The 12,228-nt window shown below is 65.3% G+C and carries 7 protein-coding genes; 2 read left to right on the top strand and 5 right to left on the bottom strand.

Annotated elements, in window-relative coordinates; translation table 11 throughout:
- Window positions 1-33 precede the first annotated feature (33 nt).
- The 5 genes from E5K00_RS13575 to E5K00_RS13555 form a co-directional block, all read right to left on the bottom strand.
- Window positions 34-3,396 (bottom strand): T9SS type A sorting domain-containing protein, encoded by a 3,363-nt coding sequence (locus E5K00_RS13575; RefSeq protein ID WP_135463866.1) that lies wholly within the window; start codon window positions 3,394-3,396, stop codon window positions 34-36.
- Window positions 3,397-3,432: 36 nt separating this feature from the next.
- Window positions 3,433-4,044 carry a peptidase associated/transthyretin-like domain-containing protein gene (locus E5K00_RS13570; protein ID WP_167856885.1) on the bottom strand — a complete coding sequence of 204 codons (612 nt, stop codon included), beginning with the start codon at window positions 4,042-4,044 and terminating at the stop codon, window positions 3,433-3,435.
- A gap of 366 nt (window positions 4,045-4,410) precedes the next feature.
- Entirely contained in the window at window positions 4,411-5,934 is a 1,524-nt protein-coding gene (locus tag E5K00_RS13565) for a M28 family metallopeptidase (RefSeq protein ID WP_245328295.1), read from the bottom strand.
- 111 nt (window positions 5,935-6,045) lie between these two features.
- Window positions 6,046-6,723, bottom strand: a complete 678-nt coding sequence (locus E5K00_RS13560; protein WP_135463864.1) for a response regulator transcription factor — start codon at window positions 6,721-6,723, stop codon at window positions 6,046-6,048.
- A gap of 184 nt (window positions 6,724-6,907) precedes the next feature.
- Window positions 6,908-8,365, bottom strand: coding sequence for a sensor histidine kinase (locus tag E5K00_RS13555; RefSeq protein ID WP_135463863.1), 1,458 nt, complete (start codon window positions 8,363-8,365; stop codon window positions 6,908-6,910).
- Between the two features lie 147 nt (window positions 8,366-8,512).
- Between E5K00_RS13555 and E5K00_RS13550 the strand changes: the two genes are divergently transcribed.
- Complete coding sequence (locus E5K00_RS13550; RefSeq protein WP_135463862.1) at window positions 8,513-9,301, top strand: GLPGLI family protein; 789 nt, start codon at window positions 8,513-8,515, stop codon at window positions 9,299-9,301.
- 2 nt (window positions 9,302-9,303) lie between these two features.
- Window positions 9,304-12,108 carry an outer membrane beta-barrel protein gene (locus E5K00_RS13545; RefSeq protein ID WP_135463861.1) on the top strand — a complete coding sequence of 935 codons (2,805 nt, stop codon included), beginning with the start codon at window positions 9,304-9,306 and terminating at the stop codon, window positions 12,106-12,108.
- Window positions 12,109-12,228: the final 120 nt, after the last annotated feature.

The raw sequence follows: 12,228 nt of genomic DNA, 5'->3' as shown, positions 1-12,228 counted from the left end.
CGGCCTTTTTCATTCGCCGCAAGCCGGAGGGGGCTAGTGCTGAATGCTGATGTTTTCCTGCAACACTTCGTCGCCCTGGATTACCTTGATGTGGTAGAGCCCGTTGGGAATTTTCGACGTGTCGAGCTTCAGCTCGCCCGCCTGGGTCTGCTTGGCGCTGATCTGCTTGCCCCGGCCGTCGTAGAGCTCCACCCGGAAGGTCTGGAAGTCGTAGGATGGGCTGGGTTTTGCATCCTCGCCGCTGGCGGCTACGGCCGTGCGGGCGGGGTCTTTGGACGTAATGAGCAGGTAGCTGTCCGACGGATTAGGATAGAGCGAAATGCGCTGGGCCACTACCGCCTCGCGGGCCTGGCCGCTGCACTTGGGGCTGATAAACTTGTTCACGTAGCGGCTCGTCGACACGGGCGCCACGCTGGGGCACAGGCTGCTGACCGTCACGGCAATATCCACGTCCGGGTCGTAGGCATCGAGGCGCACATCCACGTAGGTGCGGCCGTTGTACGAGGTTACCGGGTAGCCATCAATGCTCCACTGGTAGTTGGAACCAACGTTGGTGCCCGACGCCGTGAAGCGGTAGGTGGCGGCGCAGGCCGAGACGTTGGAAGTCGTCGTGGTGAGGGCCACCGAGCTGCTGGTGCAGCTCACCGGCACCGGCGCGCAGGCCAGCGTACCCAGGCCCAGCGCCGGGTTGGCGTAGGCATTCACGCCCGGGTTTACGATGTACTGCCCACCCGAGGCCACCACGATGCTGGCCGGGTTTTCGACGCACAGGAAAGCGCCCGACTCCACAATCACCTGCCCGTAGACGTTCAGCGTAGAGCCGGCCCGCACGACCAGCGTCGCCCCGGCCTTGATGCGCAGCACCGAGCCCACGTTCACGTCGGTGCGGCCGCCGCTGCGCAGGTCGAGCAGGCTGTTGTTGGCCATGCTCAGGGTAGCGGTATAGGTGCTATTCACGCCCACGGCGAAAATACCGCCGGTGTTGAGCTGCACCTTGGTCCCGCAGCTGGAGGTGTACATGTCGAAGTTGCCGACCGAGGGCAGGCCCTGCGTCGCGGCCGTGCCACCATTCACCGGCAAGTAGCCGTTGTTGATGTACAGCTGCCCGCCGCTGTTGATCTGCACCGAGGGCAACAACCGGCGGTAGGCGTTGCCGAAGTTATAAATCGTGCTCAGATTCGAGGCAAGGTCGTGGCGCGAGGCCGCCAGCTCGTCCAGAATCCAGCCGCTGTTGTTGCTGGTGTACGATGGGTTGCCGTAGGCCGAGCCCTGCCCGTTGGTAATCTGCACGTGGGGCTCGTTGCCGTCGGGAGCGTAGTAGGCGTCGAAGTCGTACTTGCTACGGTCGGGCTTGGTGGGGTCGATGGTGCTGACGTTGTAGTTCAGGTTGGGACTGTAAATGGAGCCCGCCGCCGAAACACCCAGCACGCTGGTCGTGGGCATAAACGTGTTCCAGTCGGGGCCTTTGGAGAAGATGTTCTTGGCCTCGCGCACCATGCCCGCCGTGCGATACATCGAGCCCGGCGCCGTGTCGTAGGCCGGCGCGGCCGACGAGACTGTGCGGTAGTTCCAGGTGATGCTATACGGCCGGCGGTAGCGGAACACCGTGTTGCTGCGGCCACCCACCGTAGTGCCCGGCAGCGCGTAGGCTTCGCCCTGGCCCACTATGTAGGTATTAATCGGGTTCAGGCGCTGCAAATGAATCATATCCATGCCGGGCCACATGCCCAGCTGGGTAGCCGCCGTTTTGCTGCCGTTGGCCGCGGCCACGCGGCGCAGCATGGAGGGGAAGCTGCCCGGCGAGTTTTGCCAGGTCTGCCACTCATTGCGCAGCGACATGGCCTGGGAGTCGTCGAAGTGGTACACCAGCATCTGCTTGCTGGCCGGCTTCAGCAGGTTGTCCACTTTGTCCTGCACGTCGTTGGACACGTCGAGCAGGCGGCGCAGCAAATACTGAATGCCCAGCGGAATGTTGGCCCCGCGGTGGGGCGAGTCCATCGACACGTACAGCTTCGAGTTGTGGCACAGGCCCTGCTGCTCCATCCAGGCCAGGCCGAAGCGGGCCACCTGTCCGCCCATGCTGGCGCCCATCACAATGGCTTCCTCGGCATTGGCCGTGCGGTTGGCCGGGTTGTTTACGTAGTCCAGCAACTCCACCAGCAGCATGGCGTTGTTCTGGATCAGGTCGGCTCCTTTGGTGAAATCCAGGTAGACGATGTCGTAGCCGGCCTGCTCCAGTTGGGCCCGCAGCACCGGCATCTTTTCCAGGGCTTTGTATTCGGGGTTGTAGTCGACCAGCTCATTCCAGCCAGCTTCGCCATTGCGGAAAACACCCTGCCCCTGGTTGGAAACCCCACCGCAGTTAGCCGCCTGAAACGCCGCCGCCGACACCGGACCGGTGCTGCCGGGGGCAAAGTTGCCGCACTGGGTGCCGGCGCGCTTATCGGCAAAGTCGATGCCCTCCACAAAAATCAGGGGCCGGCGGAATTTACCGGACGTGTTGCCCGCGCCCCAGCGCACCCAGCCCACGCCGCGGGCCCGGTCGTTCTGGCCCCAGAGGCGGGAGGCCGCCAGGCCCAGAATCATGTCCGGGGCAATGGAAGCGGCCTGCGCCCGGTGCACCGCCGTGGTGGCGTAGGCCCCGTTGGCATACACCCACACCTGCTGCTGCTCCACAACTCCCGTCACGTCCGCCGCCGCCGATGACGCCGACGATGGAGATGACGAGGATGCCCGGTAGGTGGCTTCGTTGTTATTCCAGAGCGACGTTTTGGTCGAGCCCATCGGCTGCAGCTGCCAGCCGATGCCGTCGCCGCTGTCGAGCCATACTTCCTGAGTGGGCAGGTTGCCAAACGTAAACTCGGGGCCCACATACAGCGAGTAGCTGCCCGAATAGTTCTCAATCGGTACGGCCGTGGCAAAGATGCGGCCCTGCTCGTAGGGGCTGCGCGTCAGGTCGGGGCCGTCGTACACCTGCGCGTTCACCGAGTCGATGGTAATCAGCTTCTGCGTCACGGCATCGGCCCGCAGCTTGTCGTACTCGTAGTTGAGCACCAGCAGCGGCACCTGCCCGTTGGCAATGCGGGAAGCAATCCGCTCCCGCAGCTGGGGCAGGGTGGGCAGCGTGCTGCGGTTCAGGGAGGTACGGTAGAACTCCAGGTACTGCTGCTCCCAGTTGGCGTAGGAGTTGATGGTGTCGCCGTTGCCCGCAAACCGCTTGGGGTTGCTCAGCGCCACCGACAGGTCGGCCAGCACGGTGGTTTTCATGCGCCCCGGCTTCAGGGTACTCAGGCTGGTTTGCAGCTCGGTAGCCAGGCTGCCCATCGTCAGCTCTTCCTGGGCATACGCCGGAATACTCAGCCCCAACAGGGCCAGAAACAATAGATTTTTTGACATAGAAATAGAAATGAGTGTAAAAAGTGAATGCAGGAATCAAAAGCGTATTTTCAACGTAACCGTATCTAAACCATTAACTAACAAATCCTTGTACCCCTCGTAGCGGACCCCGTTCTCCGTGATGATGTTCCAGCTGACCCGGCGCGGCTCGTGGGCGTCGAGCCGCCGCACATAGCTCTGGCTGCCGGGCAGGCTGAACTCATCGGCCCCGCCCGAGTAGCCGTACACCGTTATCCAGGCCTTCGTCAGCGGCAGGGTGTCCAGCAGTTGCACCCGCACGTAGGCCGGGGCCTGCATGGGCAGCCGAAGGTGCTTGCGGCGGCGGTGCCGCCCGATTCCGGGCGCCTCGCCCCACAGGGTTTCGTAGCCCGGCGGCGCACTGGCCAGCAGCAGGTAGCTCCCGCCCGGATCCGGCAAAAATGCAAACCGAAAGAACCCGTCCGCGTCGGCCGCGTGCGGCTCGTTCACCGCGGAATAGCCTCCTAAAGCCAGGCCGCTGCCGCGCTGCCCATACACCCACACCGTGGCTCCGGCCACTGCCTGGCCCGTGTGCCGGTCGACCACGTGGCCTGACAGCCGTAGCGGCCTGGCCGGCAGCAAGGGCCGGCCGCAGCCGGAGAGCAGACCGAAACCCACAATAACGGGCACGACAATTCGCCAACAAATAGTTGATAACAAAGTTATTATACGAAATAAAAAGCAGGAGTATCCGGTCCGAGGCAGGCGTTGGCCAGTCAGCGGAACATACGTTCGACTCGTACAGTCAGGGAGTGTAGCGGTGGTATAGAGAAATGGCTATAGTCAATAGAAATAAAAAGTAAGACCGTAAAAAAAGTAGAATCGAAATAAGAATAACGGGGGCTTAGCGGTAACAGCCTTCCCGAGCCCGGCGGGAAAACGACTGCAAGGTAATAGGTATATTTATAATTTAAAATTATTTTATCTGCGGCCGCGCCGCAAAGCGTGGGGCCGCCAGCCCTAGCCCGGCGCGGCGCGGCCCCGGGCCGGCAGCGCTCAACGTTCCAGCTTAGCGCCGGGGTCTACCCCTACGCGCTGCGGGGTGTTGGACACGGCCCAGCCGGTGGCGTACATCCAGCGCGTCATGCGGGCCAGCTTGGCAATGTCGATGCGCGAGGCTTCGTCGCGGGGCGTGTGGTAGTCGGGATGCAGCAGGGTGGTGAAAAACAACGCCGGAATGCCCGCCCGCACGTAGGGCACATGGTCACTGCGGAAGTACCAGCCCTCGGGGTGCTTGGGGTCGTCCCAGGAAGTATCGAGGGTGAACTTGGTAAACTGCTGGTTGGCTTGCAACGCCATATCGACCAGAGCGGTGGAGTTGCGGTGCGGTCCGGTAGAACCCAGCAGCGCGGCCGAGTCGGGGGCGTTGCGCCCGATCATATCGCCGTTGAGCACGGCCACTATCGAGGCTTTCGGCACGGTGGGATGCTCGGCGTACCAGCGCGAGCCCAGCAGGCCGCGTTCCTCGGCCCCGTGCCACACCAGCAGCGCCGAGCGTTGGCCGGGCCGCTGCTTCCAGGCCCGCCCGATGGCCAGCATCGCCACGCTCACGGTGGCGTTGTCGTCGGCCCCGTTCCAGATGGAGTCGCCGGCGACCGGGTCGCCCACGCCGTCGTGGTCGTGGTGGCCGCTGAAGAGCACGTGTTCCTGGCGCAGCGCGGCATCGGCACCCGGGGCCCGGGCAATAACGTTGACGGACGGATAAATAAACGTGTTCATATCCAGCTCGGCCTTCACCCGGGCCTTGCCCGAGGCCAGCGCGGCCCCGGCCGCCTGCCGCAGCAGCAGCACCGGCACGGTGGGCGCGGGCGGGGCCATGCTCGGCAGCTGGTACACCCCATCCTGGTAGCGGTGGCCCACAAAACCCAGCTGGGGCTCGGCGGTATTATCGGCGACCAGCATAATGGCCGCTACGCCCTGGCGGCGCAGCACGGCCGTTTGCTGATTGAGGGCGGCCAGAATGTAGCGGAAACCCCAAAGGCTCATCTTGGGGGCCGGCAGCGGGCGGGGCGGCAGCAGGCGCATGGCCACCACCTTGCCCCGCAGGCTGGTCCGGGCCGTGTCGGCCAGGGTGGGCAGCCAGATGACGGGCGCGTCGAGGCGGGCTTCGATGGGCGCCGTCACCCAGGCATCCTGCCACAGGGCCAAGGGCTGACCATTCACCTGCACCTTGGTGCTGGCGGCCACCGTGAGGCGGCGCAGCGGGTAAAACTGGAAGTACGTGCCATCGTCGCCGGCGGGTTCCAGACCCAGCTGCCGGGCGCGCTCGGCCACCCACACGGCGGCCCGCAGCTCGTCGGCGGTGCCGGCGCGGCGGCCCCGCAGACTGTCGCTGGCCAGCTCGAAGAGGTCTTTGCGCAGCTCGTCTTCCCGGATGGCGGCAAACGCCGGCGGCGCGGTAGCCGGGGCAATAACCGCGGCCGACGAGGAAGCCGGCGGGCGGGTGCAGCTAAGCACGGCGGCCGAGGCCAGCAGCAGCGCCGGCAACACTTGCGGGAAGGAGAACAGGCTTTTTTTCACGACGAACAGGCTCAACGGACAGAAGCACCCCCGCCCGGGCGGGTCGGGAAGCTACTATACTTTGAGTTGGGCCGAAAGTTTAGCGGCCCCGGCCCACGGCAGCCGGCGGCCTCACACAATCAGCTTGTAGCCAATGCCCCGGATGTTGAGAATCTGCACCTGCGGGTCGTCTTTGAGGTAGCGGCGCAGGCGGGTAATGAACACGTCGAGGCTGCGGCCGTTGAAAAAACTGTCGTCGCCCCACAGCTCGCGCAGCACGGCGGTGCGGGCCAGCACCTGGTTGCGCTGGTCGTAGAGGCATTTGAGCAGCTCGGCCTCGCGGTTCGACAGGTCCTCGGCGCGGCCGTCGTCGAGGTAGAGCTTCTGCTTGGGATAATCGAACCGGTAGCGCCCCAGCGGCAAAGGTCCCTGGGCGGCTGGCGCGGCCGGCAGCCGACTGAGCTGGGCCTTGATGCGCACGATAAGCTCATCCATGCTGAAGGGCTTTTTCAGGTAGTCGTTGCCGCCCAGCTCGAAGCCCCGCACCACGTCGGCGGTCTGGGAGCGGGCCGTCAGGAACAGGATGGGCACCGCCGGACTCTGGGCCCGGATGTGCTCGGCCAGCGTGAAGCCATCCATGCGGGGCATCATCACGTCGGCCACCACGATGTCGGGGGGCTGCTGCCGGAACAGGCGCAGACCTTCTTCACCGTCGGCGGCGTACTGCACCGTGAAGCCGCGCATCTCCAGGCTGTCCTTCACGATCAGGCCCAGGGCGGCTTCATCTTCGACTAGTAAAACGGTGGGCATGCGCAAGGTGGTTGGGGATGAATCTATCGTCATTCCGAGCCACGCGAGGAATCTCGCGTGCTGATATTGCTCAAGTAATCAGATTACTGTTGCACGCGAGATGCTTCGGCTACGCCTCTGCATGACGTTTTTTGGTGATGTGTAACGTGGCAAATACCCGGCTCATCCTTATACTGTCGTTCTATCAGGCGGGCAGCCAGAAGGAAAACTCGCTGCCCTGGTTGGGCGTGCTGCGCACCCGGATGTGGCCGCCGTGACGCTCCACCACCTGCCGCACGTAGTACAGCCCCAGCCCGAAGCCCTTGACGGGGTGCAGGTTGCCGGTCGGCACACGGAAAAACCGGTCGAAGATGGCCTCCTGGTAGGTTTGGGGAATGCCGATGCCGTCGTCGGTGACGGTGAGCCGCCAGCCCTGCCCTTCCTGCTCGCTCCGGATGCCGATGCGGACCTGCTCGCGGGAGTACTTGATGGCGTTGTCGATGAGGTTGTTGATGACGTTGCTGACGTGGAGCCGGTCGAAGCGCGCGGCCCCGGTGGCGGGCAGGCTCACCTCGAAGCGCACCGGCTTGGCGGCCTGCAGCTCGTGGCGGGCCACCAGCTCGCGCACCAGTTCGGCGGGGTGCACCAGCTCGGGGTGCAGCTCCAGGGTCTGGCGCTCCTCCACGGCAATGTGCAACACTTTTTCCACCAAATCGGAAAGGCGCTGAAGCTCCTGCCGGGAAATAGCCAGGTACTTCGCGGTTTTGCTCGGGTCGTTCAGGGCCCCGAAGTGCTGCAAGGCTTCCACCGCCGCCGACACCGTGGCCAGGGGCGTTTTCAGCTCGTGGGTCATGTTGTTGATGAAGTCGTTCTTGACTTCCGACAGCTTTTTCTGGCGCAGAATCGTGCTCAGCATCAGCGCGAAGCAACCGGTGGTGAGGGCCAGTAGCAGCACCGAGCCGCCCAGCAGGCCGCCCATGCGGCGCAGCACCCACGACGTAGGCGCCGCAAACGAAGCCTGCACGTACTGGTCGCGCACGGGGTTGAGCAGCACCGCCGGCGTTCGGACGGCGTAGCCCGGCCGCCGGACGCTGGGTGGGGCGGCGGCGCGGCCGCCGCCCGGCGTGGGCCGCGCCGTCAGGGTATCGAGCACGAAGGGGGCGTCGGCGGCGCGTAGGCGCAGCTCGGCGCGGTAGGCTCGGCCGAGCTGCGCCAGGTCGGTGGGCTGCTCCCGGGCCCAGTCGTGGAGCAGCTGCCGGGTAATGGCGCGGGCCAGCGTATCGGCGGCCTGACCGGTGGCCACGCCGGGCCGCAGGCGCACCTGCTTTTCCACTTTTACCATTTCCAGCGCCCCGTTGGTTTTCGTAACCTGCTGGCGCGTCATCACCTCCAGCTGGTCGGTGGGGCCGGGGCCATTGGCATCGAGCTGGCGCAGGATGATGCGCACGGGCTTGTGGTCGGGGTTGGCGGTGGAGCGCAGCAGCTGGCGGGCGGCGCGCAGCTGCTGCTGTTGCAGCACGGCCAGCAGGGCCTCGCGCACGGTGCGCTCAAACTGGGTGTTGGTGAGCTGGTACGTGGTGTAGAGCCAGTACGCCTGGAAGCCGTTGATGCCCAGAATGCAGAGCGTCATGAGCCAGAAGATGGAGCGGATGCGCCGTTTCATGGGGCAGAGGGTGACTGGAGTAGAAGCCGAAAATAGCCGGTTTCCAGGCGGTTTGGTGCCGCGTTAACACTGTTTAACATTCTATAACAGTGCTTAACACGCCGATGTGGGAGGTTTGAGCCGTCAACTCAACCCCTACCTCAGCCCATGAAAAAGCTCTTACTCCTGCTCAGCACCGGCGCCCTGCTGTCGGCCGCCCACGCCCAGACGACGACGCCCACCACCGGCCACATTCAGTACGAAGCGGCCCAGAAAGTAAACCCCGGCCAGATGCGGGTGATGGTCAACGGCCAGGAGGTGAAGCCCGGCAGCCCCGACTACCCCACCGACATTTCCGACGTGCACAACTACAGCGTGACGGTGAGCTTTGCCGGCGGCTACGCCCGGGAAGAGCGCCAGGATGGGGCCCTGCGCACGACCGTGGAAGGCGGCCCCGGCGCGGTTCCGCAGATGACCAACCTGGGCAAGCCCTTCGAGGAAGTGGTGTACGTGAGCGTGCCCGACAACCAGCTCAGCACGGTGGTCAGCGTGAAAAAGGGCGAAACCACTACCACCTACCGCTCCGACCGGCCCCTGACCCAGGCCGCCGGCTGGCAGAATACCAACCAGACCAGGAAAATTGCCGGCTACACCTGCCGCAAGGCCACCGTGCCGTTCAAAGACCAGACCTACACCATCTGGTACACCACGGAGCTGCCCTTCACCTACTCGCCCGTGAGGGAGCTGCTGCCGGCCAAAGGCGTGGTGCTGGCCCTGGAAAGCCCCCGGGAGCAGTTTCGGGCCAGCAAGATTGACCTGAAGGCCGTGGCCGAAAGCACGGTGCGCCCCGCCGAAAAAGCCCAGACCGTGACGCCCGACGAGCTGAAGGACCTCAAGGAAAAGGCCCGCGCCGACTTCCGCCTCAAGCTGCTGGAAGGCGAAAACGGCCGCCCCTAACCATGCGCCCCATTCTCCTGTTTCTCGGCTTGCTGCTCCCGCTGCTGGGCGGCGCGCCGGCCCGGGCCCAACAAGCGGCGGCCGGCAAAGGCACCATCACCGGCGCGGCCCTCGACTCGGTGAGCGGCAAGGTGCTGCGCGAGGCGTCGGTGTCGTTGCTGGCGGCCCGCGACTCGTCGTACCTGACCTTCACCATTACCGACGGCGACGGGCAGTTCCGGCTGCGCAGCGTGGCGACGGGCAATTACTTGGTGCTCATTACGTTTCTGGGCTACCAAAGCCGCCTCGTGCCCGTGCGCCTGACCGACGCGGCACCCTCGGCGAACCTGGGGGCGCTGCGGCTGCGGGCCCAGACCCAGACGCTGGGCGAAGTGGTGGTGCAGCAGGAACGCGCCCCGGTGTCGTTGTCGGGCGATACGCTGGCTTTCAGCGCCCGGGCCTTCAAAACCCAGCCCAACGCCGCCGTGGAGGCCCTGCTCAAGAAGCTGCCGGGCGTGGAAGTCGACCGGGCCGGCAACATCCGGGCCCAGGGCCAGGCCGTGAGCCGGGTGCTGGTCGATGGCAAGCCCTTCTTCGGCGACGACCCCAAGATGGCCACCCGCAACCTGCCCGCCGACATCATCGACCAGGTGCAGCTCTTCAGCCAGCAGAGCGACCAGGCCGCCTTTTCCGGCATCGACGACGGCACCCAGCAGCGTACCATCAACCTGGTAACCAAGCGCGACAAGCGCCGGGGCTACTTCGGCACCAACAGCGCCGGGGCGGGCACCGCTGGGCGCTACCAGGCCCGGCTGGGCGTAAACCGCTTCAACAACGGCCGGCAGATTTCGGCCCTGGCTATGGCCAACAACCTCAACCAGCAGGGCTTTTCCTCGAACGGCGGCCCGGCTACCGCCACGCCCGGCCCTTCCAACCCCGACCCCGGCGGCCGGGCGCGGGTGAGCAGCCAGAGCGGCCCGCGCGGCACCGACTCCGACAACGAGCAGCCCGACAACATCCTCGAATCGGGGGCGGTGGGGCTGAACTACCGCGACGCCTGGGGCAAAAAAGCCGAAGTAGCCGCCAGCTACCTGGGCAGCCGCACCCGCGTGACTACCGAGCAGCAGCTGCGCCGCGAAAACGCCGCTACCGCCCCCAACCAGAACGGGGAGACCACCGCGCCCCTGCTCACCGACCAGCACCTGGCGGCCCGCGAAACCACGCCCGGTCACCGGCTCAACCTGCGCCTCGACTACAAGCTCGACTCCCTGACGACCCTGCGCGCCACGCCCTTCGTGGCCTGGCAGCAACCCGGGCAGCAGCAGGCCAGCGAGCAAGCGACGATGCAGAACGGCGCGCTGCTCAACCAGGGCCGGCTGCGCTACCGCACCACCGAAACCACCTTGAACGGGGCCAACAACCTGCTGCTCATGCGCAAATTCGGCAAGGAAGGCCGCACGCTGTCGGCGAATCTGAACACGGTGCTGGCCGACGAGCATGCGCAGACGCGCAACGAAGCCACCAACACGTTTTTCACGCCGCCCGGGGCGCCGCGCACGGTGGGCCTCAACCAGCAGATCCAGCAAAGCGCCGGCAGCCAGACCAACGTGCTGAACGTGTCGTACACCGAGCCTGTGTCGTTGAGCCGCAAGCTGGAAGGCCACTACACCCTGACCGACATCCGCAACCAAGCCGACCGGGCCGTGCGCGACTACCGCGAAGCCACCGGCCGCTACGACGCGCTGAATTCGGGCCTGAGCAACCAGTTCAGCAGCCGCTTCGGGGCCCAGCGCGCCGGCCTCACGCTCCAGACGCGCCGCTTGCGCTACACCTACGGGCTGGGCCTCGACGCGCTGCGGGGCCGCCTGCGGGTGCAGAACCGCACGGCCGACACCACCTTCCGCCGCGACGTTACCCAGCTGCTGCCCAACGCGCTGTTCACCTACAACGGCAGCCAGAACCGTACGCTGCGCCTGAGCTACCGCACCCGCCTGAACGTACCCTCGGCCGACCAGCTCCAGCCCGTGGCCGACAACACCAACCCACTGAACGTGCAGCGCGGCAACCCCGACCTGCGGCCCGAGTACGTACACTCCCTGCTCACGACCTACAACCAGTTCAATGCCCGCACCAACCGCAGCGTGTTTGTGCTGCTCGACGCGGCCCGGGTGCAGCACCGCATCGTGGCCGCCACCAGCTTCGGCGCGAATGGAGCCCAGACCACCCGGCCGGTGAATGCCAACGGCTACCGTTCCCTGACCGGCTTTCTGTCGTTGGGGCAGCGCCTGGCCACCCACAAAATCAACCTGAACCTGACCACCAACGTCAACCTGACCCACGGCCTGGGCTTCGTGAACGAGCAGGTAAACGAGGCCCGCACCTGGAGCCTAGGCCAGGGCCTGAGCGTCAATTCCAGCTTCAACGACCACCTGGAGTTTGGCCTGAGCGGCAACCTCACCTACCAGGCGGCGCGCTACTCGCTGCTGCCCCGCCAGAACACGGCCTACGTCACCCAGACGCTCACGGCCGACGTGTACTACCAACTGCCGGCCCACTTCGTGCTGACTTCCGACCTATGGCTCAGCAACAACGGGGGCCGGGCGGCGGGCTACAACCAGCGGGTGGGCCTCTGGAACGTGGCCCTGGCCAAGCAGTTTTTCGCCAACCAGCAGGGCGAAGTGAAGCTGCAAGTGTACGACGTGCTCAACCAGAACCGCAGCGTGGTGCGCAACGTGACGGACACGTATTTCGAGGACGTGCGCAGCCGCGTGCTCACCCGCTACTTCCTGCTGAGCGTCGGCTACACGCTGCGCAAATTTGGAGTGTAGGGAAAGTTTTTTCAGGCCGCCGCTCTGGCTTAGGGGGGCGGCGGCTTGCCGTTTCACCCACGCGCAGAGCACCTTAGCCGCCGCCGCAACAGCCATTAATCGAATAATATATTATTTGAC

The sequence above is a fragment of the Hymenobacter aquaticus genome, assembly GCF_004765605.1.
Lineage (GTDB): Bacteria > Bacteroidota > Bacteroidia > Cytophagales > Hymenobacteraceae > Hymenobacter > Hymenobacter aquaticus.
The sequence above is the reverse complement of the archived record's forward strand: the minus strand, read 5'-3'. Positions and strand labels throughout refer to the sequence as shown.